Raw genomic sequence first — 25,830 nt, forward strand, 5'->3', positions numbered from 1 at the left:
CCTAGCCCATCCGCTTCATCTTGCCGCGCAGCCTGATGATGGCCTGGCTGTGCAGCTGGGAGATGCGCGATTCGGTAAGATCGAGCACCGCGCCGATCTCCTTCAGGTTCAGTTCCTCGTAGTAGTAGAGCGTGATCACGATGCGCTCCTTCTCGGGGAGGGCGTCGATCGCCTCGGCGAGGCGCTCCACGGTCTGACGCGCGATCAGCTGGCTCTGCGGGCTCTCGGTCCCCTTGTCCTCCAGGACGTCGAGCAGGCCGAACGGTGCGCCGTCCTCGTCGTGCCACGCGTCGTCGAGCGACACGAAGGAGAGAAGGTGGATCTCCTCGAGGAGCCGGAAGTAGTCCTTCAGCTCGAGCCCCATGGCGGTGGCCACCTCGTCGCTGGAGGGGTTCCTCCCGAGGCGCTGCTCGAGCTGGGAGAACTCCTTCTCCAGCTTCTTGAACTTGTCCCTGAGGCTCCTGGTGAGCCAGTCCTGGGCCCGCAGCTCGTCCATGATGGTGCCTCGGATGCGCTGTTCCGCGAAGGTCTTGAACTGTACCCCACGGCTTGGGTCGAAGCGCTCGGCGGCCGAGATCAGCCCGATCACCGCCGCACTCCTCAGATCGTCACGGTCGAGGTGCGGGGGGAGTGACGAGGCGATCCGGTCAACAATGAACTTCACCAGCGGGAGGTGGTTCACCACCAGCTCGTCCCGGCTCATCGGGACCCCGCGTTGCGCCTCATGCTCGTACGCCTTAAGAAGACAGTTCATGGTTCCTCCACATCGTGCTGGATGCCATCGAAGCCGCCGACATGGCCTCTGCCACCGCCGGCGTCTCCTTATTGATTTTCTGTGCCAAAATTTTGAAACCTGTCGACGCCTTGGCTTCCGGGAAGAGGCGGCATAAAGCCCCGCGCCGCCTCACACTTTCCACCAGGAGCTCGTCGTGCAGGATCGATCCCGCGTGGTCAAACTGTACTTGCAAAAAGCGGCCCGTAATTGCGGATAATTTTGAAAAGAGCGTATCACCCTCCTGATTGTCGCGGCACATGTTGATCAGGAGCCGGAAGCGGAAGGAGCTGTCGCGTCCGGAGAGCATCTTGATGAGGGCGTAGGCGTCGGTGATCGAGGTCGGCTCCGGGGTCACCACCAGCATGATTTCGCGGGCGATGGAGGCGAAGCCGGTCAGGTTCGCGGCGATGCCGGCCCCGGTGTCGATCAGGAAGTAGTCGTAGTCGTTTTGCAGCCTGAGCATCGCCTGCAAAAGGGCGCTGCGCTCACGCGGCGAAAGCGAGCTGTACTGCTGCACGTCCATCCCGGCCGGGAGCACCTTGACGCCCCCGCCGATGTCGACCACGGTGTCCTTCAGGGTGATCTCCCCGGCGAGGACCTGCCCCATCCGGTACGGCGCATCCTTGCCGAGGCGCAGGCAGATGTCGCCCACCCCCGGGTTGGAATCGACGATGAGCACCCGCTCCCCTGCCGCGGCGAGGGAGGCGGCCAGGTTCACCACCACGGAGGTCTTGCCGACCCCCCCCTTGCCGCTGGTCACCGAGATCACCCGGAGCCCCTCGCGCACCTGCAAGAGGTCCGGCGCCGGCGCCTCGCTTTTTGCCCGTCCCGCAAGCCTTCTGAGGGACTCGGCCTGGTCTGTTGTTGCTAGGCAAGACATAGTCATCTGTTGGACTCCTGCACCACCATGGCGACGAGCTTTCTCGAGGTGGCGACCTCGATGTCCTCGGGCACCTTCTGGCCGGTGCTGAAATAGGAAAGAGGGATCTTGTGCTTCAAACAGGTGTCGACGATGCTGCCGAAGGTCCGGCTTTCGTCGAGCTTGGTGAAGAGGAGCTTCGTGAGCGGGAGCGTCCCGAAGGTGGCGATGATCTCGTCGATCTCGCGGCTCCTCGTCGTTGCCGAGAGGCAAAGGTAGACGTCTATGCCGGTCTGGGTCTCAAGGTAACCCTTCAGTTCGTCGAGACGATCGGCGTCTTTCGGGCTCCTGCCGGCGGTGTCGATCAGGATCAGGTCCTTGTCCGAGTGCCTTGCGAGCGCCTTGGAGAGTTCCTGGGAGTTGCCGGCCACCTCGAGCGGCAGGTCCATGATCTTCGCGTAGGTTTTCAGCTGCTCTACCGCCCCCACCCTGAAGTTGTCCATGGTGACCATGGCAACGGAGACGCGGCGGTTCAGGGCGTACATGGCGGCGATCTTCGCGATGGTGGTGGTCTTGCCGACGCCGGTCGGTCCGACCACGGCGACGATGCGCGGCCCGTTCTTCTTGATGCGCAGCGAGCCGGAGCACTTCACCATGCCGGCCAGGTTGTCGGCCATGAGGCCTCTCAACTCCTCGAGGGATGCCCCCTCCTCGGCCGCGCCACGCACCGATTCGGTGAGACGCTGGACCGCTGCGGGCCCCACGTCCTCTCCCCTTAACTCCTCGGCCAGGCGCTGCAGGAGTTCGTCCTCCTCGCTTACCGAAACCCTTTCCCTGACGAGTTCGAGGGTCGGACGGGGCCTCTCCTCGACCGGTGCCGGTGCCTCGGCCGCAGCCTCGGGCTGCACCGCGCTCTTCACCACCTGCTCGAGGTTCATCCCCGCGAGCGGGAAGGTCACCGGCTTGGCCCCCTTCTCTTTTCCGCCGGAGACGGCGTTGTAGAGAAGCTGCTTGATCTCCTCGAGTTCCTCCTTGCCGAAGGTCCTCGGTGCCGCGGGGGCTTCCCCCTGCGCTTCAGCCGCCTGGGGAGCCGGTTGAGCCGGCTGCTGCGCCTCTTTCCTGGAGAGCGCCTCGATGCGCTGCTTCAGCTCGCGCACCTCGCGGGCCAGGGGGCCCAGCATCGAGTTCTGGAACTCCTCGCGGGTGGAAAGCTCGCGCTCCGGAACCACCGGGGCCTCTTCGCGGTACGGGTTCGCCTTCGGCGCCGGCCTCGGGTCCAGTGCCGCGGTCACCTCGTAATACGGCTTGGAGAAGAAGCCGAAGATCCCCTTCTTGCGCTCCTTCTTCGAGGAAAGGATCATCGCGTCCAGACCCATCTCGGCCTTAACCATCCTGAGAGCTTCCGACATCTCGCCTGCTTGGAAAGTTTTAACTAGCATTGGTCACCACCACCCCTAAGGATTGGATTTTTATGTTGGGCGGGATCTCGTTGTGCGAGATGACCGCCAGATTGGGCATGAACCGCTCGGTCAGTTTCTTCACGTGACGGCGGATGGTCGGCGAGGCCATGAGTACCGGCAGCGCGCCGATGGCGTCGAACTGCTCGGCGTTTCTCCTGATCGCGGCCAGGATGCGCTGCGCGAGATGCGGGTCGATGGCCAGGTAGCTCCCCTGCTCGGAGAGCTGGACCGAGTCCACGATCGCCTCCTCGATGTCGTGGTCGAGGGTGATCACGCAGAGGGTGTCGTCGTCGCGCTTGTACTGCTCCACGATGTAGCGACCGAGGCTCTGCCGTACGAACTCGGTGAGCATCTCCGGGTCCTTGGTCATCCCGCCGTAGTCGGCCAGGGTCTCCAGGATGGAGCGCAGGTCGCGGATCGACACGTTCTCCTTCAAGAGGTTCTTCACGACGCGCAGCACGGTCCCCAGGGAGAGGAGCGACGGCACCAGTTCCTCGACCACCTTGGGAAGCGTCGCCGCGATGGAGTCGAGCAGCTGCTGCAGCTCCTGGCGTCCCACCAGCTCGTGAGCGTGCTTCTTGATGGTTTCGCTGATGTGGGTGGCGAGGATGGTGGTGTTGTCCACCACGGTGTAGCCGGAGACCTGCGCCTTCTCCCGTTCCTTCCCCTTGATCCAGACCGCGGGGAGTCCGAAGACAGGCTCGGTGGTCTTGATCCCGTCGAGCCCGCCCATGGCGCCGCCGGAGTCCATGGCGAGGTACTGGCCGGAAAGTTCGCCGCCGCCGACCTTGGCGCCGTTGATGAGGATGTTGTACTCGTAGGGTTTCAGCTGCAGGTTGTCGTGGATGTGGATCGGGGGAACGATGAAGCCCATGCGGTCCGCCACCTGTTTCCTGATGGAGCGGATGCGGTCGAGGAGCTCTCCCTGCTGGCTTGCGTCGACCATCGGGACCAGGCCGTAGCCCACCTCGAGTTCCAGCATGTCCAGGGGGCGGATGCTGCTGATCTGGTCGCTTTCTTCCGCGGACGTCTGCGTTTCCACCACATCCTCGACCTCGGCCTTCTTCTCCACCGCCATCTTGCTAACCATGTAGGCGATGCCGGAAAGGAGGAAGAAGGCGAAGTGCGGCAGCCCCGGGATCATGGCGAAGAGGAACAGTACGCCCGAAGCGACCAGGAAGGCCTTCGGGTAGTTTAAGAGCTGTCCCGCGATCTCGTGTCCGAAGTTGTTCTCGTCGGCGGAGCGGGTCACGATGACGCCCGCCGCGGTGGAGATGATCAGGGCGGGGATCTGGGCCACGAGCCCCTCGCCGATGGTGAGCAGGGTGTAGTTCTGCAGCGCCACGTCGAGCGGCATTCCCTTCTGCCAGACACCGATGACGAAACCGCCGCAGATGTTGACGAGGACGATCATGATGCCGGCGACGGCATCCCCGCGCACGAACTTGGAGGCACCGTCCATGGAGCCGTAGAAGTCGGCCTCGCGTGCGATCTTCTTGCGCCTGAGTTTCGCCTCCTTGTCGGTCAGGATGCCGTTGGAGAGGTCGGCGTCGATGGCCATCTGCTTGCCCGGCATGGCGTCCAGGGTGAACCTCGCGGCCACCTCGGCGACGCGCCCGGCGCCCTTCGTGATGACGACGAAGTTGATGATGACGAGGATCAGGAAGATGACCGCCCCCACCACGTAGTTGCCGCCGACCACGAACTGGCCGAACGCCTTGATCACCCCGCCCGCGGCCTCGACCCCTTCGCTGCCGTGCAGGAGGATGAGTCGCGTGGAGGCGATGTTCAAGGCTAGTCGGAAGAGCGTCGTGACCAGCAGGATGGAGGGGAAGACCGAGAAATCGAGCGGCTGCACCGTGTAGAGGCAGACGAGCAGGATGACGAGGGCGACGGTGATGTTGGTCGCCAGGAAGATGTCGAGCATGAACGCCGGCAGCGGGATCACCATGAGGGCGAGCACGCCGATCAGGGCGACCGCCATGTAGATGTCCGAATTGCTTTTAGGTCCCGGGAGCGCCAGGGCGTCCGTCGAGGGGTTTGCCATGCGTCATTTCCTCTGTTTTTATCGGTGGGGGCACCGTGCCCACGCAGTTTGTGCAACCGTCATGCCATTTCCGGGCCACACCCCTTAGGGGGCAAAAACAGGAATGAATCCGGTAGGCGGGAGGCTTTTCCAGGGTAAAAGCGGGGCAGCCGGGGGTAGTGGGGAACGTCATTTTTAAAGAGAGCGGCCGGTCAACTTTTTGACCATCACCCGCGCTGCCCGGTTAACGTCCTCTTTTTTTCTTGTCAAAATTCGCCGCAGCCGTTAAGGTTTCCGAGCTTTTTGGGGACACCGCTCTCCCTCCCGGTGACCTCGCGCTCCCCCCTTTGCGAAGGGGGGGGGACAATCAAACGGGAGCCCCACGAGGAAACGTCAACTAAACCGCTCACCCGAGAGCCTCACCGAAACGGACCCTATGCGCGCGTTATCCATATCACTTCTGATCCTTTTCTCGCTCCTTGCCGGGTGTACCAGCTTCATTCCCTCCACGGTCCTGCCCACCTCCTCGCCGGCGCAACCGTACACGAAGATGGTCACCATCCCGCTCCCGGTGATAGCCACGAGCCCGAATGAGGGGGTGACCTACGGGGCGCTTACCGCGTTTCTGCTGCACAACGAGAAGGACGAAGTCTCGGCGCTGTTCGCGCCCCAGTTGAACCAGAACGAGAACTTCGGCACCACCGGCACCCTCTACGGCGCGATGTACCCGTCGCCTTTGCGCAGCATCGAGTTCAACCTCTCCAAGTCCACCCGGGTCAACGAGGACTACGAGGTGAGGGTCCGCGACCAGCACCTCATGGAGCAAAAGCTGGAGCTGAACGCCTTTTTGTACAGCTTCACCGACGGCTCGGCCCGCTTCTTCGGCTTCGGCCCGGAAAGCAAGGCCGACGCCGAGACCAACTTCGCCGACATTGAATACGGCTTCACCGCGTCCGCCGGCTATCCCATTCTTGACAATACGGTCCTCTTCCTCGGTGATCGCGTGAGAAAGCTGGCCGTCGACGAGGGGGCGGTCAAGAAGCTCCCTTACCTGCGCGACCGTTTCACCATCGACGAGATCCCCGGCAGCGACGGCTTCGTCACCCACGCCCAGTCCGTCTCCCTGGTCTACAGCACCCTGGATGCAGCGGCGATGGCGAGCTCGGGGGTCCGCGCACGCCTCACGCTGGAAGGAAGCCTCGCCGGGCTGGGAAGCACCGCCGGCTTCGGCCGCTACGAGGGGGAAGTGAAGGGGTTCTTCCCGGTGCCTGACACCCGCTTCATCAGCGCCGGGCGCATCGCTTTCGGTCAGACGCGCGGCAGTTCGATTCCCTTTTTGGAACGGAGCATCCTGGGCGGCGAGAACACCCTCAGGGGATTCGGCAAGAACCGCTTCGTCGACAACTCGTACGTGCTGTGCAACTTGGAGGAGCGCATCCGGCTCTTCAGGTGGGAGGTCTTCGACGTGCGGGCGGACTGGGAGCTGGCGCCTTTCGTCGACATCGGGGGGGTGATGGATTCCTTCGGGGATCTGCGCCTGCGGGACCTCGAGGTGAACCCGGGGGTCGGCTTCCGCGCCGTGGTCCGCCCCAACATCCTGGGGCGCATCGACGTAGGTTTCGGCAAGGACGGCGCCGCGGTGTTCGTGGGGCTTGGGTACCCTTTTTAACGGACGTTCTACGTTCTACGTTCTACGTTCTACGTTCTGTGTTAAACAGTCAGCCTCAACCGAACCAGGCCCGGCTCAGCAGCTTGATCCCCTCGGCGATCTCCTCCGCTGAGAGACCGCCAAAGCCTATCATGATCAGGTTCTCCGGGGCGGACTCGGGGTTCTGCCAGAACTGGCGCGTCGGCGACACCTTAACCCGATACGCCGCCGCCCGCTCCACCATCGCTTCCTGGCTCTCGCCGGTGAAGTGCTCGAGCAGCACGTGCAACCCGGCGTTCTGCCCGTAAATCCGCACCCGGTCACCCATCTCCCGCTGAATCGACTGCACCAGCACTTCGTGCTTCTTCTTGTTGACCAGACAGACCTTCCTCAAGTGCCGGTCCCAATGCCCCCCCGACAACAGGCTCGCCGCCACGTACTGCTGCAGCCTCGGAACGGTGCACTTGTAGCGCTCGAAGACGGTGTGGTACCTGGAGAGCAGCCATTGCGGCAGCACCATGTACCCCATGCGCAGCCCCGGCGCGAACGCCTTGGAAAAGGTCCCGAGGTAGATCACGCGCTCCTGGCGATCGATCGATTGCAGGGCCGGGATCGGCCGGGTTCGGTAACGGAACTCGCTGTCGTAGTCGTCCTCGATGATGACGCCACCGCTTTGCTCCGCCCATTGCAGCAACCGCATGCGGTGCTGGATCGGCATCACCACCCCGGTCGGGAGCTGATGCGAAGGGGTGACGTAGGCGAGTCGGGCCCCGCTCTTTTTCAGCTCCGCCGGGTCGATGCCAGATTCGCCGACGGGAATGGGAAGCACCCGGTAGCCGTGGTTGCCGAAGATGACCCTGGTGAAGTCGTACCCCGGCTCTTCCATGCCGAGGATCCGCTCCTTGAGCGGAAACAGCAGGCAGGTCATCATGGCCAGGTCCTGAAGCCCGGCGCCGACCACGATCTGCTCCGGCGAACATTTGACACCGCGCGACTGACGCAGGTATTTCGCCAGCTCACGCCGCAGTTGCAGCTCCCCCTGCTTGTCCCCGTAGTAGGCGATGGAATCGACCTTCAGCGAGGTGAGCACCTCGTTGTTCAGGCGGCGCCAGAGCGCGTGGGGGAAGGAGTGCGGGTCGAAGTCCCCGTATGAGAAGTTGTACTTCACCGGCCGGGACTGTGCGGGCGCCGGCTCATCCGGTCCCGGCGCCTCGCCCCCCGCCGGAAGGCACGGTGCCTCATCCTCGTCCGTCGTCATGCCGGGGAAATACAGCAGGTCTTCCTGAAGATCCTGCACCACGAAACCGGACCCGTGCCTTCCCTCCACGTACCCCTCGATGCAGAGCTGGTCGTAAGCGGCCTCCACCGTGTTGCGCGCGATGGACAGATTTTTGGCCAGATCCCTGGTCGAGGTCAGCCGGCTCCCCTTCTCGTATTCCCCGGTGATGATGTTCTGTTTCAACTGCTCGTAAAGCTGCTGATACAAAGGCTTTTTCGACTCCGGGTTCAGGTAGATCATCGCGCGTTCTCCCGCTTCGCCGCCGGCATTGCCGCAAACCGTAAACGAAGTGTATCCATAAAATTTATGAAATGTGGCCCTTCACAGGGATACTGTTTGCGCCCTATCCTTACACCACATTTACAGCGTTGTAAATATCGAGGGACCGTCCCCCACACCTGAAGCGGGGGCCGCCCCACCACAGGAGGACTTTATGAAAGCTGCAAAACTGAACTTCCTCACCGTCATGACCATCATCGCCACCGCTCTGCTGGCAGCGTCTCCCATGACCGCCGCGGCAGGAGAACGTGCCGGCACGGCAGGCAAGGTTACCCATAAAACCGCTGCAAATGAACAGGCTGAACGGATGGCGTTGAAGATAGGCTGGGTCACCGTCGCCAACGACGGCTCCCTGCACATCGACTTCACCGCGCAGGACGGCAACGGCAAGCCGGTCAGCGGGCTGACCCGGGACGACATAGCGGCGGTTTCCTTCGGTCGATTCGGCTACGAGGACGAGGTGGGACTGAGAACGGTGGTCGGCCAGCCGAGCAAGATCTGGCTTAGTTACCTGGAGAAGCGCCGCGACGGACAGGGCATCGAGCGGAACCGGGGCGTGAGCGAACTTGGGGCGAAGGACCGTCTGACCGAGGAGGGGAACGGCAGCTACACCCTCGAAGTGAAAAGGCCGGCGCGGCTGCTGACCAAGTTCTGTTATGCACCTGAGGCTGAAACCGGCGTGCTGCTGAGGATCAAAAGGGATGGCGGGGCGGAAGGGGCGGATTCCTATTTCTGGCGCCCGGCATTTGCGAAAAGACTGGAAGCTCCGAAGATGCTGGCCCGGAATGAAGGCGGCCGCCGCCAGGTTGCCAGGCCGCACGCCTGGAACTAAACGGCGGGATCAAGGCAATAAGGGGACAGGCACCTTACGGAGCCAGTCCCCTTGGGGAGCCTTGTTTGGTGTTTCTCCGCTCCAGCTCGTGATCGATGCAGTTCAGCACCTCGAACTTCGCCAGTGACCAAAGCGGCGCGATGAGGTCCTTACGGTTGCCGTCGCCGGTCAGCCGCTGCACTACGATCCTCGGGTCGAGCCGCTCAAGAAAATCGCAAACCAGTCCTACGTAGCTGTCCCGGTCCAGGAGGGGGACTTGGCCGGCCTGGTACATCTCGGCGAGCCTTGTGCCGCGCATCACGTGCAGGAGGTGGATCTTTACGCCGTCGACGCCGCAGCGGTTCAGAAACTCCGCTCCGGAGAGCATCTCTTCACGGCTTTCCCCGGGGAGCCCCAGGATGATATGGGCGCAGACGCGGATGCCGCGTTTTTGACACTCGCTGACGGCGGTACTGAAAGAGGCGAGATCGTGACCGCGGTTGATCGCGGTGAGGGTGCGCTCCAGCGGCGACTGCAGGCCGAGCTCGAGCCAAAAATAGCAGCGCCGGGCGTATTCGGCGAGGAGATCGAGGGTCTCGGTCGGGAGGCAATCGGGCCGGGTGCCGACGATGAGCCCCACCACATCGGGCACGGAAAGCGCCTCGTCGTAGAGCCGGCGCAGGTGCTCCACCGGCGCATAGGTGTTGGAGTAGGACTGGAAGTAGGCGATGAAACGGGAGGCCTTGTACTTTCGGACCATCACCTCCTTGGCGTGCTCGAGTTGCTCCGCGACCCCCACCCCCTGCAGGATGCCGTAAGAGCCCGAGCCCTTCCCGCCGCAGAAGATGCAGCCGTCCGTCCCGACGGCGCCGTCGCGGTTCGGGCAGGTGAAGCCCGCGTCCACCGAGAGGCGCTGCACCTTGCAGCCGAACACCCGCTTAAGCTCTTCCGAAAATGCGTTGTAACGCTGCATGAAATCTCCTCGGCCTCTCTTCTAACATATATGGCGGCACCGGATCAATGACCGCGCCAGGCGGTGCCTGCTTTTCAGTTGCCTCCCCCACCCAAACCCTGTATCTTCAACCGGGCCATGCAAAAGTACTTTTCCTCGCTCGCCAGCGAGCAGCTCAGAAACGCCATACAGGAAGCAGGCGGCAACGAGGTCTTCTTCCTCGGGCGCACCGACGAGGCACGCATCGTCGTCCAGGTCGAACCGCTCGCCCGCGGCAACAAGGACGCCGTTCCCGCCATCATGATCGCCTGCTCCTTCGGCGATGTCGTGATCCACAACCACCCCTCCGGCAACCTCACCCCCTCGCAGCCCGATATCGAGATCGCATCCCTCCTGGGGAACCAGGGGGTCGGCTTCTACATCGTCAACAACGACGCCTCCCGCGCGAACCAGGTGGTCGCGCCCTTCGCGCGGAAGGTGGTCGAGCGCCTCTCCTACCCGGAGATAGAGCACTTCTACGCCCCGGACGGCGTACTGGCCCAGGCGCTGTCCGGCTACGAGCACCGCCCCGAACAGACCAGGATGGCCCTGAACCTCTCCGAGGCCTTCAACGAGGAGAAGGTCGCCATCGTCGAGGCGGGGACCGGCACGGGGAAGTCGCTCGCCTACCTGCTCCCTTCCGCGCTCTGGTCGGTGCGCAACAAGGAGCGGGTGGTGATCTCCACGAACACCATCAACCTCCAGGAGCAGCTGATCCAGAAGGACATCCCCTTCCTGCAAAAACATGCCGGGGTGCCGTTCCGTGCCGTGCTGGTGAAGGGCCGTGGCAACTACCTCTGCCTCAGAAAACTGCAGGTGAACGCGGCGGACGCCTCGCTCTTCAAGGACGACACGGCCCGCGAGCTCGACGCCATCGTCGCCTGGAGCAAGAAGACCGACGACGGCTGTCGCGGCGACCTGGCCTTCATACCGAAGGACGAGGTCTGGGAGGAGCTCTGCTGCGAGTCGGACCAGTGCGGCCGGGTCAAGTGCCCGGACTACCCGCGCTGCTTCTTCTACAAGGCAAGACGCGAGGCGGCCGGCGCCGATCTCCTCGTGGTGAACCACGCCCTGCTGCTAGCCGATCTCTCGGTGCGCCAGGAAACCGGCTACGATGCCACCGCCATCCTCCCTCCCTTCACCCGGCTCGTCTTCGACGAGGGGCACCACCTCGAGGACGTCGCAACCAATTTCCTCTCCAGCCAGGTCTCCCGCCTGGGGCTCGTGAAGCTCATGGGTAAGCTGCAGCACCCGAGAAAGGCGCACCGAGGCGTCCTCCCGCAACTCTCCACCCAGCTTTCCGCCGCGGTGCCGGAGTCGCAGGACGACCTCTACCTCGAGATCGCCGAAGTCCTGGAGGGAACGCTCATCCCGCGCCGCGTCGCCGTTCTCGACGCCTGCACGCGCGGCATGGACGCCATCGGCGAGGCGCTCTTCCAGAAGCTGAACAAAAACGGGGCGGAGCAGAAACTGAGGGTGACACCGGCGCTTTACCGGACGCCGCTCTGGCAGGAGGTGACGCCGCACATCGAGGCGATGTGCAAGGAGCTCTCTGAATACGCCCTCGCCATGCAGAGCTTCTTGAAAGGGTGTGAGAAGCTCTCGGACAAGGTGCTGGACAAGCTCGCCGGTCCGCTCACCGACCTGCGCGGCGTGAAGGGGAGGGTCGAATGCGCGGTGGATGCGCTCAGGTTCTTCATGACGCAGGAGGAGGAGTTCTGCCGCTGGTTCGAGTTGAGAAAGGGCCCACTGGTGAAGCTCTGCTGCTCGCCGCTCGAGGTGGCCGAGTCGATCAAGAAGGCGATCCTCGACCGCTTCAAGACCGTGGTGCTCACCTCGGCGACCCTCGCCATCGGGGAGAAGTTCGACTTCCTGAAGCATCGCACCGGCATCGAGCTCCTCGCCAAGGAGCGGGTGAGCGAGCTGCTGCTCCCCTCCCCCTTCGACTACGAGCACCAGGCGCTGGTCGCCGTCCCCTCCGACATGCCGGAGCCGACCTCCCCCATGTTCGAGGCGCGCCTTTGCAGCCACCTCCTGGATGCGCTCAGGATCTCTCAGGGGCGGGCCTTCGTGCTCTTCACCTCGTACGATCTCCTGGTCCGGGTCTACAACCGGCTTTCCGAGACACTGAAATCGTCGGGGCTCACCCCGATGCGCCAGGGGGAGACCAACCGGCACATGCTCCTGTCCAGGTTCCGCAGCGCGACGAACCCGGTTCTTTTCGGTACCGACTCTTTTTGGGAAGGTGTGGACGTGCAGGGGCGTGGGCTGGAACTCGTGGTGATCACCCGGCTCCCCTTCAGGGTTCCTACCGAGCCGATCCTGGAGGCGAGAAGCGAACACATCACCGCCAAGGGAGGCGACCCCTTCATGGGGTACACCGTCCCGCAGGCGGTGATCAAGTTCAAGCAGGGATTTGGAAGGCTGATACGGAGCAAGGAAGACCGGGGCGCCGTGCTGATCCTCGACTCCCGCGTGCTCACCAAGAACTACGGGAAGATCTTTTTGACCGCGCTGCACGGCGTCTCGGTCATGAAAGCGCCGGAAGATGAGATCTGTCGCAGGCTGGACACCTTCTTCGCTTCGCGCTGATCAAAAAATAGGGCCAACTGCACGGTTGGCCCTTTCCATTTCATGGGCGGGACGCCGACCCATTCAGCTCGCCCCGCATCGCATTTCCGCTGCAGCGGAAAACTAAACCTTTTCTATCTTCGCCTTGCCGCGCAGTTGTTCAACGTATGCGGCGAGCAGCTGGCGGATCTTCTCGCGCTTGATGTTCCCGGCGATCTGATTCTTCACATCCTCGTAACGCTCGGTCGCAGGCGGCAGTTTCTGTTCGACCTTGATGATGTGGTAGCCGAGCGCGGTCTCCACAACGTTGCTGATCTCACCCGGCTTGAGGGCGAAGGCCGCCTTCTCGAAGGGCGGCATGGTCTGCCCCTTGCCGATGATGCCGATGCTCCCACCCTGGTCCTTGGTCGGCGATGTCGACTCCTTCTTCGCCACGTCGGCGAAGGGCTCCCCACCCTTGACCCGCTTCAGCACCGCCATGGCCTTCTCCATCGCCTGCCGCTTGGTGTCGATGGACGCGTCCTTGGCCACGCCGATCAGGATGTGACTCACCTTGAGCCTCTCCCCTTGTGTGAACTGCTTCTGCTTGTTCTCCTCGTAGTACTTCCTTACCTCCGCCTCGGCGACAACAGCCTTGTCGGCGAAACGCTGCACGATGAGGTTGTTGATGACGATATCCTTGCGTGCCGCCTCTTCCAGGTCCTTCTGGGTCATGTCGACCGACTTGAGCGCCTTGTCGAACTCGGCCTGGGAGGGGTACTGGTACTTGCTCTGCGTGATGCGCTCGGTCACCTGCTTGTCCAGGTCCTTGACCCCCAGCTTCAGGCCGTCCTGGTAGAGGAGCTCCGCCGCGGTCAGCTGGTTCAGCGCCGCCTCGGTCGCCTTCTTCAACATGTCCGGCGGCAGTTGCTTCAGGTCGCGCTGCCCGACGAGGGCCTTTATCGTCCGGTCGAGCTGAGCTTTTGTGATGGGGGCGCCGTTCACCTTCTCCACCGCCGCCTGGGGTGAATCCTTAGCCGGCTCAGCCGCGCAGGCCGCCAGGGCCAAGAGGGAAGCGGCGGCAGCCGATCGTGTCATCTTATTGAACGAAAACATCTTAATCTCCTTTACCTTTTAGCCACCAGCGGAACCGCACCTTTCGCCTTCCCGATTTCGCTCAGGATGCGCAGCGCAGTGGTGGTGGAGTCCGGGGTGGAACCGTACCCCTCGAGGGGGCCAAAGCCGCCATTCACCTTGATGTACAGCCGCTTCATGAAATTGAGGGCGATGGTCTTGTCGACCCGGTTGGCCGCACCGACTTCCCTGAGGGCGCGGATGGCGTAAAGCTGCTCGTCGAGGTCGGGACGCTCCTTGCTCTTCTTGTCGAGATAAGGGGTCTTCTCCAGGAACTGCACCGCCTTTTTGGCGGTCGCCTCGTCAAGTGCCCCCAGGGCGTTCAGGACATAGGCCGCCATGTAGGTGCTGCGCGCGTTGGCGACACCGGCCCCCTTCTCCGGACCGAAACCTCCGTCCTTCTTGGCGAATGCTTTCACGTACTCGACGGTCTTCGACTTTTCCACGGCATCGATACCGTTCACCGCCTTCAGCACATGCACCGCGTAGTAGGTGGTGGCGAGCGAGGACTTTTTTGCCTCCTGACTGAAGCCGAATCCGCCGTCGGCGTTTTTAAGGGAAGCGGCGAAGCTCTTCGCCTTGGCGCGGTCGATGGCGTTGTCGGCATTAAGCAGCGACAGGGTCTCCAGTGCGACATCGGTATAGAGGATCGACGCGTTCTTGTTGGTCTTATCCGGGGTGAACCCGCCGTTTTTCTGCTGGCCGAGCTTCACGTTGACGATGATGGCGTTCTGCCTCCCGGCATCTATCTTTTCCCCCATGGCGAGGAGCGTGTAGACGTAGTCGTTGGCGATCACGGTTGCTACCGGAAAATCCGGGCGACCTTCCATTTCCTTTATGAAGGCGCTGGTCTTTTTGAAATCGAACTCTGCAGCCGCCTTGGGTGTCCCCTTCGCCTTTTCCTTGGCAAGCGCGGGGGCGACCAGGGCGGCGGAAAGGGCAAGAGCGGTCAGCAACTGAAACATACGGCTTTTGATGAACATGGCATTACTCCGTGTGCGGCGGAATTTTATGAATGGTCGGAACGTGAAAGTGCGTACGCAACTTGTTGTAGGGGGAGCTTGCGCTCCCCCTACTCGCTTCATTACAGCTCGTGCGGCGGAACCGACCAGGTGGTCGATTTCTGGTAGTGGCAGACGTCACATACGCCCAGTGCGTAGCTCTTGTCCTTGCCGGTCGGGTACACCGCCTTGATGGCGCCCTGCAGCGTGGAGTTCTGGACGTTGTCCGGGGCCGAAGTCGAGGGGTTTTCGCCATGCGGCATTCCGTGACAGGTCTGGCAGAGCAGTACGCTGGTGTAGTGGCCGCGGGCATTGATGTATTTACCGAACAGGTTCGGATCCCAGCTCACATTGGTCTTGTAGGTGTTCGCGCTGTGGCATGCGAACGCCGAGTTTACTCCCGGGCTGGGGTTGTAGCAGGTCGGCAGGGTTGCCTGCAGCCACGGTTTTGCAAGTTGGTTGGTTGCTACCCTCTGGTTCAGGTTGCCGTGGCAGTCGGAGCACCAGATGGCGGTCTTGCCCTTGTGTGCTCCGCGGTAGCAGTTCACGTTGTTGCCGGGATGGCAATCGTAGCAGTTGTTGGCGATGTTCGGGTCGTACTGGGTCAGCACCTTCTGGCTCTGGGAATGAAAGCGGTGCAACACGTCCGAGAAGGAATAAGCCGATTTTTTCAGCGTGAAGGTAGCCCCGGGAAGGAGTTTGGTTCCTGTGGGCCAGCCGGGGGCTGCGCTCTCGCCCATAGCCGGATCCCAGTGACACCAGGAGCAGCGCACCGGGCCGCCTTTGCCGTCGCCGTCGGGATCGATCATGGAGATGTCTATCCCGCTGGAGTTCTGGCTGTGCATCTTGCCGAGGTAGGCGAAGGAGCCGGCGGGGGTCGCCGGATAACCGTTCTGGCTCGCCAGGGTGAGGTGGCAGGAGCAGCATCCGCCGAAGGCGACGGGAACCACGGTCGAAGTGGTGGCCAGGACGGTGCCCGACGCGTTTTTAACCGTGATGTTTGCGGTGAGGTACGGGTCGCGTTTCGGTCCGCCCAGCGGGTCCGTCATGATGTCTTTGGCGGTGTTGCCGGTGGTTACCGGATACGCGGGGACACCCGCTGCCACGTAAGACATGGACTGGCTGTCATACGACATGAGGTCCGCGATTCCCTTGCCGGTCAGGCCCTTTACCTTGCCGTTCACTACGGGCTGGAAGCCGGGGAACAGCTTAGGGGCGTTGGCGATCCAACTGGAGAAGTACGTGTCCGCCTGCAACGTGGCATCGGTCTCTTCGGCGAACGAGTAGCTCACCGTGACGCCGGAGCTTACGACGATCGGTTTATCGCCGCCGTACTGGATGACCTGGGCCCTGATCGTATTGAAGGGGGGCAGCAGCAGGAAACCCTCGAAGGTTGGGCAGGCACAGTGCATGCCGAGGTCATTGTTGGCGATTACTTTATAGGTGTACGCCGATGCCACACCGGCGAACGTGGTCAACGCGGCAAGTGCCGCGAGAGACCGTATAACTGTCTTCTTCATCTTTTCCTCCATTGTTAGAAAATTCTGGGAAAGCCCCCGGTTGCTACGCCCGTTGGGGCTTTCGGCGGTCACGATGAGTCACCACCTGATCGGCACGACGGTGTTCGGCCCTTTACCTTTTTGCCACCAGGGGAATCCCCCCCTTCGCCTTTCCTATTTCGGACAGGATTCGCAGCGCGGTGGTTGTGGAATCGGGGGTGGAACCGTACCCCTCGAGGGGACCGAAACCGCCGTTCACTTTGATGTACAGCCGCTTCATGAAGTTGAGGGCGATCGCCTTGTCGACCCGGTTGCCGGCAGCTACTTCCTTCAGGGCCCGGATTGCGTAAAGCTGCTCGTCCAGTTCCGGACGCTCCTTGCTCTTCTTGTCGAGGTACGGGGTCTTCTCCAGGAACTGCACCGCCTTTTTGGCGGTCGCCTCATCCATGGCGCCCAGGGCGTTCAGGACATAGGCCGCCATGTAGGTGCTGCGCGCGTTGGCGACACCGGCCCCCTTCTCCGGCCCGAAGCCCCCCTCCTTCTTGGCGAAACCTTTCACGTATTCCACGGTCTTCGCCTTGTCCACGGCGTCCAGTCCGTTCACCCCCTTCAACACGTGCACCGCGTAGTAGGTGGTGGCGAGCGAGGATTTTTTCGCTTCCGGGCTGAAGCCGAAACCGCCGTCGGCGTTTTTCAGCGAAGCGGCGAAAGTCTTCACCTTGGTGCGGTCTATGGCGTTGTTCGCATCGAGCAGCGCCAGGGTTTCCAGGGCGATATCCGTGTAAAGGATCGAACCGTTCTTGTTGCTTTTGTCCGGGGTAAACCCGCCGTTTTTCTGCTGGGCGAGCTTGGTGGCAAGGATGATCGCGTTCTGCCTTCCTGCATCTATCTTTTCTCCCATGGCAAGGAGCGTATAGACGTAGTCATTGGCGATGACGGTTGCGACCGGAAAATCAGGACGCCCCTCCATCTCCTTGATGAAGGCACTGGTCTTCTTGAAATCGAACTCTGCAACCGCCTTGTGTGTCCCCTTCGCCTTCTCCTTGGCAAGCGCGGGAGCGGCCAGGACGACGAAAAGGGCGAAAGCGGCGGCTAACTGAAACATGCAGCTTTTTTTGAACATTAAATCACTCCGTGTGCGGCGGAATTTTGAATGGGTTGGATAAGGGGGGGGAGTAACATCCTCCCCCCCCGGCAGCACTGCATTACATTGAATTAGAGGTGCGGCGGGGTGCCCCAGGTCGAGGTCTTGGTCGGGTGGCAGTAGACGCAGACGCCGAGAGCGTAGGTTTTGTCTTTGCCGGCCGGGAAGCTGTAGCTGGTGCTACCCTGCAGGTTGGACAGCTGGGTGTTGTCAAGCGTCATGGTCGACGGAGCCTCGGCGTGTGCGGAGCCGTGGCAGGTCTGGCACTTGATGCTCCCTTTGTGGCCGCGCCCGTTGATGAACTTGCCGAAGAGGCTCGGGTTGGTCGGGTACACGGTGCCGTTCACGGTGTTGGTCGCGTGGCAGGCGAAGGCCGGGTTGGCGCCGGCGCTAGCAGCGGTGCAGGACGGCAGGGTGGAAGCTTTCCACGGCTGGGTCAGCTGGCCGGCAGCGGTACGCTGGTTCAGGTTACCGTGGCAGTCGACGCACCAGAGGGCGGTCTTAGCCTTGTGGGAACCACGGTAGCAGTTGACGTTGTTGCCCGGGTGGCAGTCGTAGCAGTTGGTGGCAACGTTTGCGTCGTACTGGGTGAGGACCTTGGTGCTCTGGCTGTGGAAGCGGTGCAGCACGTCGGAGAAGGAGTACTGGGAAACCTTGACGTCAGCTTTGGTGAAGCCTGCGCCGGCCATGATCACGTAGTTCGGCCAGACGTTGGCAAGGCCCGGTGCAGCGGTCTCGCCCATCGCCGGATCCCAGTGACACCAGGAGCAGCGGATCGGGCCGGAGGTGCCGTCGCCGGTCGGGTCAAGGTAGTTGAAGTCGATCTTGCTGGAGTTCATCCCGTGCATCTTGCCGAGGTAGGCGAAGGAACCGGCCGAGGTCGCCGGGTAGCCGTTGGCTGCGGCGAGCGACAGGTGGCAGGAGCAGCAGCCGCCGAAGGCAACCGGGGTCACGGTGCTGGTCTGCGCCAGGATGGTGCCGGAAGCGTTCTTCACGTACACGTTGGTCATCGGGTACGGGTTGCGGTTCGCGCCGCCGAGCGGATCGGTCATGATGTTTTTCGCGGTGTTCGCGTCAACCAGCGGGTACGCGGGGATGCCTACGGCAGTCCAGTCTTTCAGGTTGGTGTCGTAGGTCATGTTGCCGGAGATGCCGTTGCCGGCCAGGCCCTGGACCTTGCCGCCGGAAACCGGTACGAAGCCCGGGAAGAGCTTCGGAGCGTAGGTGATCCACTGCTGGAAGTAGGGGTCAGCCTGCAGGGTGGCTTCGGTGTTGTCTGCCATGGCGTAGCTGACGGTCACGCCGTAGGTGCCGGCATTGGTCGAATCGATGATGACGGGGTCGTTGCTGCCGTATCCCAGGACCTGAGCCCTGACCGTGTTGAACGGGGGAAGGAGCAGGAACCCTGCGAAGGTCGGGCAGGCGCAATGCATACCAAGGTCATTCCAAGCCACCACCTTGTAGGAGCTGGGGGTGGTGGTTCTGCCGGCAAGAGCCGGAGCGGCAACGGCGGTAAGGGCCGCTGCGGTCAGTGCCAGCGCAGGTACGAGTTTCTTCAATTTCATGCCTTGTGTTACCTCCTTTTTGATGTGAAACCATTCTCCCCTTTGTCGGGGGGGGGAGAACCCTCCGGTCCGCCTAGGGTGGGTACCTCACCCCGGCCAAACCGGCTACTGTATTTGTCCGCACCCGGTATGCGGACGGGGCTTTTAATAGCAGGGAATATGCCAGTGGTCTAAAAGCCACTAACTCATTAAAAGAAGGCGACCAAAAACATAGGGTTTTCTCTATTAATGAGGGGCAAAATCCCCATCAGACAAATACCGACACCCAACCGGGGTTATTTTACGCAGAGGGGATGGCCCCAGCCGCATAGGTATATCGCCCTAAGAGGCTTAAATCACTGCCCTATTGAGTCGTCCCCGCCTTGTGATTCGGATCACACTATCCCATGACAAATCAGCACTATACATGTGGGTCTGAAAGGGCGGCGACCCCGGACTCCCCACTTGGGGCGGACGCCCCACTACCGCCCAAAGGACGGGCCTGCTCAGCCATGGAGCGTGGATTGTTGATGGCGCTTTCGATTTGGTTGTGCTATTAGGTGGCGGACAAGTGGCCGCTTCTTCCGGCCGATTACGCAAAGAGGTGCGAGCATGAGGAGTCGTAGTAAGTGGTGCGCTGTAGTAATCGCTGCGGCAGTAGCGGCGTTTCTGACCTGCCCAGGGAGAGGGGAGGCCGCCCCGTGCAACCAGGAAATCCTGGTGGGACAACCGATGAACGAGGTGGCGGCCCTGTGTCAGGTCCCTACCCTCAAGGACAAGCGTGATCTTTGGGAAGAGGAGTCGGACGGCAAAACGAAGAAGCGGACGACAACGACCTACGAGGAATGGATCTTCGACACCGGCGCGCAGGAGTTCATGCAGAGCATCGTCTTTCTCAACGGGAAAGTGGCCGAGACGCGCCTTTTGGGGTACGGCAGCATGCGCGACCCGATGATGCCCAACTGCCGCAACGGCGAGGGGCTTGCCGTGGGCGACACCATGGTGGAAGCCTATCTGAAGTGCGGGGAACCGCTTGCACGTGAGAAGCAGGCGGACAAGGTGGTGGAGAGTACCGACGGCGAGATCACCCGGCGTACTTCCGTAGCCGTAACGGATTGGACCTACCGTTACGGACGGGATCTGCCCGGCTACACGATTCGGTTTGAAAACGGCCAAGCGACCGACATCCGCCAGCGCGAGTTCGGGAAGTAGTGGAGGACATCGCGACTAAGAGTGGAGTCCCCGCGCCACCGTCACTGCGGCGACCGCGTCGACTTCCGCATCCCTCAGCGCATCGACACAGGCCCGCATGGTGCTGCCTGTGGTCAGCACGTCGTCCACCAGCAGCACCCTTTTCCCCTTAAGCCCTCCCGGGTTGCGCACCCCAAAGGCCCCCTCTACGTTCGCCACCCTATCCCCAGCGTCCAGCCCCGTCTGCGGTTCGGTCCAGCGCAACCGGCACAGGTTACCCACCTGCTGCGGTGCGCCGAGCATCCTCGCAAGCACCTCAGCGATCAGTTGCGACTGGTTGTAGCCGCGCTGCCGGAGTCTTTTGCGGTGCAGCGGCACCGGCACCACGCACTCCGGCACGAACTCCCTCAGGAATATCTCCAGTCTCGGAAAGGCGAGGAGACCGAGCGGTTCGCTAAGGTGCGGCCGGTCTCGGTATTTGAAGCGGTGGATCAGTTCGCGCACCGGTCCGTTCAGGGCCGCAGCCGAGCGGCAGCTATGAAAAGGGGGATGTTGCAGGCAGGCGCCGCAGGTATGGGAAGCGCCGCTTTCAGTGGCGAAGGGGATGCCGCAGGTGGTGCAAAGGGGTGCTTCCAGGAAGTCGATCTTGGCGAGGCAGTCGTTGCAGATGAAGGGGCGGGGTAGTCCGTGCTCCTCACCGCCCGGCGGGATGTACGCCCTGCACACATGGCACAGCGGCGGAAAGAAGAGGTCCAGCAGAGGGCGCAAGAACATGGCCAACCCCGGAGAAACGAGTTCTATGTTCTACGTTCTAAGTTCTACGTTAGAGAGAGTCAGCTGCCAAGAGCAGTTCTGCAAAAGTCTTGCAGTCTTCTGGTAACGTAGAACATAGAACGCAGAACGTAGAACGTCTTCCGGTTTTAGAGCCCCATATCCTCGTTCACCACGAGCACCTTGATGTCGGTGTTGCGCGGCTTCTTCTCGATGATGGTGGTCACGCGGCAGATGCGCTGCGGCGAGTTGCAGTCCGAGCAGAAGCCGGTGGTGGTGCAGGGGGTGGAGAGGTTCAACCGCTTAGCGTTGGCAGGCGAAGCGTAGGTCCTTATCCGCTGCACCGCGTCCTCGATGCTGCCGTCCACAAGCTTGTTGCGCCCCACCACGACGATCACCTTCTGCGGACCGAAAAACATGGCCGCGGCACGGTTGCCGTTGCCGTCGATGTTCACCAGCACGCCGGAGAGGGTGACCGCGTTACTGCCGGTCAGGAAAAGGTCGCAGGTAAGCTGCCGGCGGGTGATGGCGAGCTTCTCCTCCGGGGAGAGACCGGGCGCCCCGTGGTTAAGAATCTCCTTCCCCATCCCCTTCAGCTTGTCGGCAAGCTTCAAGTCCGCGACGGAGAGGGAGCCGCCGAAGCCTACGCTGTTGGCCTGCTCGGACTCGTTCACTATGTAGTGGAAGACCTCTTCCCCGTTATGACAGTAGAGCGCGTCGAAGCCGTTCTTCTTCAGGTTCTCCACCGCCTTCTTGCATTTATGGGCATACGCCCAGTTGTTCAGTTCTTCGGTATTGCTCATATTTCTTCTCCAATAACGCTCAGTCCCCTCCCCCGGAGGGGGAGGGTTAGGGAGGGGGAAGATTTCAAGCTGCTGCCGCCTTCCCCCCTCCCGACCTCCCCCCTCCAGGGGGAGGAGTTATTTTAACCTCTTCGCCAGATACTCCTTCTCGTACGGCCAGCACTCACCCATGAAACCGATCAAGTGGCCCATGCGCTCCTTGAAGCCGAGACGGAAGCCGTCCTGCTCGGGAAAAGAACGCTTTTCGCGCACGCTGTCGCAAAGTTCCTTGCCGAGGGCGCGCGCCTTCTGGAACAGCACCTCCTGGTCGGGAAACATGCGCGGTCCCATCCCGGGCGAGCCGATGCTCCCGACGTTCTGGGCGCCCATGGCGTTGACGATGCGCTGCATGTACTCGAGCGGCTCCTCGTCCCCCCCGCCGCCGGAGGTCTCCACCAGCGCCGAATACTTCCCTTCCAGGGCCGTCAGGTGGATGAGACCGTTGCAGCGGTCCAGAAACGCCTTCAACTGCGCCGTGATGCTCAGGAGGTAGTTAGGCGTCGCGAGGATGAAGGCGTCCGCCGCCATGAGCTTGTCCTTGACGATTTCGTAGTCGTCCTTCACCGGGCAGATGCCGACCTTGTGGCAGGCGTCGCAGGCGACGCACGGCTTGATCGGGGTCTCCGAGAGCGAGACCACCTCGATGTCGGCGCCGGCCTGGGCCGCGCCCGCCAGAACCTCTTCCAAAAGCCTGCCGGTGGTGCCGTTCATCCCACGGGGGCTGCCGTTGATGGCAACGATTTTCATGCGGCTTCTCCTTGTCAGTCGGACTCGTCGGACTCGTCGGACCAGTCGGACCGGTCGGACCGGTCAGACTGGTCCGACAGCAGAACTGGCCGAAAATTTCTTGAAAGCTAGTGCACCAGCAAGCTCTTCCCGCCCATCTCCTTGGGCTGCGGCAGGCCGAGAAGTTCCAGCATGGTGGGCGCGAGATCGGCGAGCACGCCGGCGCGCAGCTTCACACCCTTCCTGGTGTCGTCCACCAGCACCACCGGCGCCATGTCGCAGGTGTGGGCCGTGTGGGGTCCCCCCTGGTCGTCCTGCATCATCTCCGCGTTGCCGTGGTCGGCGGTGATTATCGTGATGCCGCCCTTCTCACGCACCTTCTGCACCAGTTTGCCGACGCACTCGTCGACTGCCTCGACGGCCTTCACCGCCGCGGCGAAGATCCCGGTGTGCCCGACCATGTCCGCGTTGGCGAAGTTCAGGATGATGACGTCGTACTTGTCCTCGTCAAGCCGCTTCATGAGCTCCTCGGTAACGAGATATGCACTCATCTCCGGCTTCTGGTCATAGGTCGCCACCTCTTTGGGCGAAGGAATCAGGGCGCGGTCCTCACCCGGAAACGCCTCCTCCCTGCCGCCGTTGAAGAAAAAGGTGACGTGGGCGTACTTCTCGGTCTCGGCGATCCGCAACTGGGTCAGCCCGGCGTTGCTGATCACCTCCGGGAAGATGTTGACCAGTTCCTCCGGCCCGAAGGCCACCGGAAGGTCGAAGGTCTCGTCATAGCTCGTCATGCAGACGTAGGAGGCAAGCCTCGGCCATACGTCGCGGGTAAAGCCGCTGAAAGCGGGATCGGTGAAGGCGCGGGTGATCTCGCGGGCACGGTCGGAGCGGAAGTTGAAGAAGATGAAGCCGTCGCCGTCCTGCATCCTCCCCACCGGGATCCCCCCGTTCATGATCACGCTGGGCAACACAAACTCGTCGGTGACCCCGTCGGCGTAGCTCTGCCTGATCGCGGCCTCGGCACTGGGGAAAGGAGTTCCCTCCCCAGAGACCATGGCGCGGTACGCCTTCTCGACGCGGTCCCAGCGGTTGTCGCGGTCCATGGCGTAATAACGGCCGATCACCGTGGCGATCCTGCCGCAGCCAAGACGCGCGATCTCGTTCTCCAGGGTCCTCAGGTAATCGGCGCCGCTTTGAGGCGGGGTATCGCGGCCGTCCAGCAGGCAGTGCACCAATACTTCGGAAATACCCTGGCGCTTCGCCATTTCGATGAGGGCGTAAAGATGGGTGTCGTGGGAGTGCACGCCGCCGTCGGAGAGAAGACCGGCGAGGTGCAGACGCCCGGTTCCCGCTTTCGCCTTTTCCATGCAGGCGATGAGAGCCGGGTTGGTGAAGAAGTCGCCGTCGATGATCGACTTGCTGATCCTGGTCAGGTCCTGGTACACCACGCGGCCGGCGCCGATGTTGGTGTGGCCGACCTCGGAGTTCCCCATCTGCCCGGCGGGAAGCCCCACCGCGAGGCCGGAGCCGTCGATCTGGCCGGAGGGGTACTCCGCGGTCAGGCGGTTCATGTTGGGGGTAGCGGCCTGAGCGACGGCGTTGGCTTCCGTCTCGGGGTTGATCCCCCAGCCGTCAAGGATCATCAAAAGCAGAGGCTTCTTCGGCATGGCATTTCTCCCTCATTAGAGATATTAGATCCAATTAAAAAAGGTGAAGCAGGAAGTCTTCACCTTTAATTCAGCATCTTACGCTACTCATGATGGTACGGCTCACCGTTCATTATGGTGAAACCGCGGTAGATCTGCTCCAGCAGGAACACCCGGACCATCTGGTGCGTGAAGGTCATCTTGGAAAGCGAGATCGATTTGAAGGCCTCCTTGCGGAAGCCGTCGGTGAAGCCGTAGGCGCCACCGATGGCAAAGACGAGGTCCTGGGTCCCCTGGTCGCGGTTCCTGGAGAGAAAGGACGCGAACTCGGGGGAGCTCATTTGCTCGCCCCGCTCGTCGAGGAGCACCAGCCTCCCCCCCTTCGGAAGGAGCTTGGTGAGCCGCTCGCATTCGCGCTCGCGCATGGCGGCAGCCTGCGCCCCCTTCTCCTCGCGGGCTTCCAGGATCTCCAGCGGCGCGTAACGCCTCACCCTTCCCGCGTATTCATCGATGCCGGTGCGGACCCAGCTCTCCTGGGTCTTGCCGACCCAAAGGAGCTTAAGTCTCATTTCTCCTTATGCTCCCAGAGGTACTCCTCGGGGATCTCTACCTGCGGCGCCCGCGACCAGAGTTCGTCCAGGTTGTAGATGGCGCGTACTTCCTCCTGGAAGAGGTGCACGATGACGTCCCCGAAGTCGACTACGATCCAGCGCCCTTCGTCGTAACCTTCGGTGTCTATCGCCATGTCGATCGGCTTGAGACCCTGCTTGACCGAGTCGGCCATGGCCTGCACCTGGCGGTCTGAGCGCCCGGTGGCGAGCACCAGGTAGTCGGCGATGCTGGAGATGTTCTTGATCTCGAGCACCTTGACGTTAAGCGCCTTCTTGTCCAGCGCGAATGCCGCGCATTTCACGGCGCGTTCCACGGCCGGAATTACCACTTTATCTTGCATCAACGTATAACCCTTGTTCCTTTATGTAATGCTCGACGGCCTCCGGAAGGAGGTACCTGATCGAGCGGCCGGCCTTAACGAGCCGACGGATGTGACTTGAAGATATGTCGAGCAGCACGCCGTCCAGGGCATAAACACAGTGCCCGGAGCTGTGATTCAGGCGTTTAGCCGCCGAATCATAGCAGAACTCACCTGCTATGGCAACAGGGAGGGCCTTGGCGAGACTGGTGATGGTGGAGCCGGGACGCTGAACGCTCACCACGTTGCAAAGGGTGAAGATCTCGTCGTAACGGTGCCAGGCGGCGATGTCGTTGAAGGAGTCGGCACCGATGATGAAGAAGAGTTCGTCCTCCGGGCGCTCGACGCGCAACTGGCGCAGGGTGTCCACCGAATAGGAGCGACCGCCGCGCACCCCCTCCATATCCGACACCTCGAAGCACGGGTTGTCGGCGACCGCCAGGCGCACCATCTCGAGACGGCTCGCGAAGGAGAGCTCCCCCACCTGCGGCTTGTGCGGCGGGGTCGCCGCCGGGATGAAGATGACCCGGTCCAGTTGGAACAGGTCGCGCACCTCCTCTGCGATGCGCAGGTGCGCGTTATGGATGGGGTTGAACGTCCCCCCCAGTATCCCCGTTTTCATTGCTCTCCTGGCTCCGGTTGTGGACGAAAACCAAATTTGCAACGCAAAGACGCAAAGACGCG

Annotated in this window: 22 protein-coding genes; 4 read left to right on the forward strand and 18 right to left on the reverse strand. The window is 62.1% G+C overall.

Annotated elements, in window-relative coordinates; genetic code table 11:
- Position 1: 1 nt before the first annotated feature.
- The 4 genes from D6Z24_RS01530 to flhA are packed head-to-tail and all read right to left on the reverse strand — an operon-like array spanning position 2 to position 5,141.
- Positions 2-754: a FliA/WhiG family RNA polymerase sigma factor gene (locus D6Z24_RS01530; RefSeq protein ID WP_129124775.1), complete on the reverse strand. Its 753-nt coding sequence runs from the start codon at positions 752-754 to the stop codon at positions 2-4.
- Complete coding sequence (locus tag D6Z24_RS01535) at positions 738-1,661, reverse strand: MinD/ParA family protein (protein WP_129124776.1); 924 nt, start codon at positions 1,659-1,661, stop codon at positions 738-740. The genes D6Z24_RS01530 and D6Z24_RS01535 overlap by 17 nt, the downstream gene beginning before the upstream one ends.
- On the reverse strand, positions 1,658-3,073 hold the full coding sequence (gene flhF, locus D6Z24_RS01540) for a flagellar biosynthesis protein FlhF (protein WP_129124777.1): 1,416 nt from the start codon (positions 3,071-3,073) through the stop codon (positions 1,658-1,660). The genes D6Z24_RS01535 and flhF overlap by 4 nt, the downstream gene beginning before the upstream one ends.
- Positions 3,063-5,141, reverse strand: a complete 2,079-nt coding sequence (gene flhA, locus D6Z24_RS01545; protein ID WP_129124778.1) for a flagellar biosynthesis protein FlhA — start codon at positions 5,139-5,141, stop codon at positions 3,063-3,065. Before flhA ends, flhF begins: the two co-directional genes overlap by 11 nt.
- 415 nt (positions 5,142-5,556) lie before the next feature.
- Here flhA and D6Z24_RS01550 point away from each other — a divergent pair, with 415 nt between their 5' ends.
- Positions 5,557-6,789 (forward strand): BamA/TamA family outer membrane protein, encoded by a 1,233-nt coding sequence (locus D6Z24_RS01550; RefSeq protein WP_129124779.1) that lies wholly within the window; start codon positions 5,557-5,559, stop codon positions 6,787-6,789.
- A 55-nt stretch (positions 6,790-6,844) separates the two neighbouring features.
- Here the strand turns inward: D6Z24_RS01550 and pdxR are convergent, their stop codons facing one another.
- Positions 6,845-8,287 carry a MocR-like pyridoxine biosynthesis transcription factor PdxR gene (gene pdxR, locus D6Z24_RS01555; RefSeq protein WP_129124780.1) on the reverse strand — a complete coding sequence of 481 codons (1,443 nt, stop codon included), beginning with the start codon at positions 8,285-8,287 and terminating at the stop codon, positions 6,845-6,847.
- A gap of 193 nt (positions 8,288-8,480) precedes the next feature.
- Between pdxR and D6Z24_RS01560 the strand changes: the two genes are divergently transcribed.
- Positions 8,481-9,158, forward strand: a complete 678-nt coding sequence (locus D6Z24_RS01560; RefSeq protein ID WP_129124781.1) for a hypothetical protein — start codon at positions 8,481-8,483, stop codon at positions 9,156-9,158.
- Between the two features lie 34 nt (positions 9,159-9,192).
- Here the strand turns inward: D6Z24_RS01560 and D6Z24_RS01565 are convergent, their stop codons facing one another.
- On the reverse strand, positions 9,193-10,110 hold the full coding sequence (locus tag D6Z24_RS01565) for a TIGR01212 family radical SAM protein (RefSeq protein WP_129124782.1): 918 nt from the start codon (positions 10,108-10,110) through the stop codon (positions 9,193-9,195).
- A gap of 117 nt (positions 10,111-10,227) precedes the next feature.
- On the opposite strand from D6Z24_RS01565, the gene D6Z24_RS01570 reads away from it, so the two are divergent.
- Complete coding sequence (locus D6Z24_RS01570; RefSeq protein WP_129124783.1) at positions 10,228-12,720, forward strand: helicase C-terminal domain-containing protein; 2,493 nt, start codon at positions 10,228-10,230, stop codon at positions 12,718-12,720.
- Between the two features lie 102 nt (positions 12,721-12,822).
- Here the strand turns inward: D6Z24_RS01570 and D6Z24_RS01575 are convergent, their stop codons facing one another.
- The 5 genes from D6Z24_RS01575 to D6Z24_RS01595 all read right to left on the reverse strand — a co-directional run bounded on the left by D6Z24_RS01575 (position 12,823) and on the right by D6Z24_RS01595 (position 19,021).
- Positions 12,823-13,794: a peptidylprolyl isomerase gene (locus D6Z24_RS01575; protein WP_129124784.1), complete on the reverse strand. Its 972-nt coding sequence runs from the start codon at positions 13,792-13,794 to the stop codon at positions 12,823-12,825.
- A gap of 11 nt (positions 13,795-13,805) precedes the next feature.
- Complete coding sequence (locus D6Z24_RS01580; protein WP_129124785.1) at positions 13,806-14,795, reverse strand: prenyltransferase/squalene oxidase repeat-containing protein; 990 nt, start codon at positions 14,793-14,795, stop codon at positions 13,806-13,808.
- Positions 14,796-14,896: 101 nt separating this feature from the next.
- Positions 14,897-16,333: a hypothetical protein gene (locus tag D6Z24_RS01585; RefSeq protein WP_129124786.1), complete on the reverse strand. Its 1,437-nt coding sequence runs from the start codon at positions 16,331-16,333 to the stop codon at positions 14,897-14,899.
- Positions 16,334-16,445: 112 nt separating this feature from the next.
- On the reverse strand, positions 16,446-17,435 hold the full coding sequence (locus tag D6Z24_RS01590) for a prenyltransferase/squalene oxidase repeat-containing protein (protein WP_129124787.1): 990 nt from the start codon (positions 17,433-17,435) through the stop codon (positions 16,446-16,448).
- Between the two features lie 92 nt (positions 17,436-17,527).
- A complete protein-coding gene (locus D6Z24_RS01595; protein WP_129124788.1) occupies positions 17,528-19,021 on the reverse strand; it encodes a hypothetical protein in 1,494 nt (497 codons plus the stop codon).
- A 591-nt stretch (positions 19,022-19,612) separates the two neighbouring features.
- On the opposite strand from D6Z24_RS01595, the gene D6Z24_RS01600 reads away from it, so the two are divergent.
- The gene (locus D6Z24_RS01600) at positions 19,613-20,212 is read left to right on the forward strand and encodes a DUF2845 domain-containing protein (RefSeq protein ID WP_129124789.1); all 600 of its coding nucleotides are present in this window, start codon (positions 19,613-19,615) and stop codon (positions 20,210-20,212) included.
- Between the two features lie 15 nt (positions 20,213-20,227).
- Here D6Z24_RS01600 and D6Z24_RS01605 read toward each other — a convergent pair whose 3' ends face one another.
- The 7 genes from D6Z24_RS01605 to nadD form a co-directional block, all read right to left on the reverse strand.
- Positions 20,228-20,965 (reverse strand): ComF family protein, encoded by a 738-nt coding sequence (locus D6Z24_RS01605; protein ID WP_129124790.1) that lies wholly within the window; start codon positions 20,963-20,965, stop codon positions 20,228-20,230.
- 146 nt (positions 20,966-21,111) lie between these two features.
- The gene (locus D6Z24_RS01610; RefSeq protein WP_129124791.1) at positions 21,112-21,765 is read right to left on the reverse strand and encodes a lactate utilization protein; all 654 of its coding nucleotides are present in this window, start codon (positions 21,763-21,765) and stop codon (positions 21,112-21,114) included.
- A gap of 117 nt (positions 21,766-21,882) precedes the next feature.
- Positions 21,883-22,551, reverse strand: a complete 669-nt coding sequence (locus D6Z24_RS01615; RefSeq protein WP_129124792.1) for a flavodoxin family protein — start codon at positions 22,549-22,551, stop codon at positions 21,883-21,885.
- A 107-nt stretch (positions 22,552-22,658) separates the two neighbouring features.
- Entirely contained in the window at positions 22,659-24,197 is a 1,539-nt protein-coding gene (gene gpmI, locus D6Z24_RS01620; RefSeq protein WP_129124793.1) for a 2,3-bisphosphoglycerate-independent phosphoglycerate mutase, read from the reverse strand.
- Between the two features lie 83 nt (positions 24,198-24,280).
- The gene (locus tag D6Z24_RS01625) at positions 24,281-24,745 is read right to left on the reverse strand and encodes a 23S rRNA (pseudouridine(1915)-N(3))-methyltransferase RlmH (RefSeq protein WP_129124794.1); all 465 of its coding nucleotides are present in this window, start codon (positions 24,743-24,745) and stop codon (positions 24,281-24,283) included.
- Entirely contained in the window at positions 24,742-25,128 is a 387-nt protein-coding gene (gene rsfS / locus D6Z24_RS01630) for a ribosome silencing factor (RefSeq protein ID WP_129124795.1), read from the reverse strand. Before rsfS ends, D6Z24_RS01625 begins: the two co-directional genes overlap by 4 nt.
- On the reverse strand, positions 25,118-25,768 hold the full coding sequence (nadD, locus tag D6Z24_RS01635) for a nicotinate-nucleotide adenylyltransferase (protein WP_129124796.1): 651 nt from the start codon (positions 25,766-25,768) through the stop codon (positions 25,118-25,120). The genes rsfS and nadD overlap by 11 nt, the downstream gene beginning before the upstream one ends.
- Between the last annotated feature and the right edge of the window lie 62 nt (positions 25,769-25,830).

It is taken from the genome of Geomonas oryzae (assembly GCF_004117875.1).
GTDB lineage: Bacteria > Desulfobacterota > Desulfuromonadia > Geobacterales > Geobacteraceae > Geomonas > Geomonas oryzae.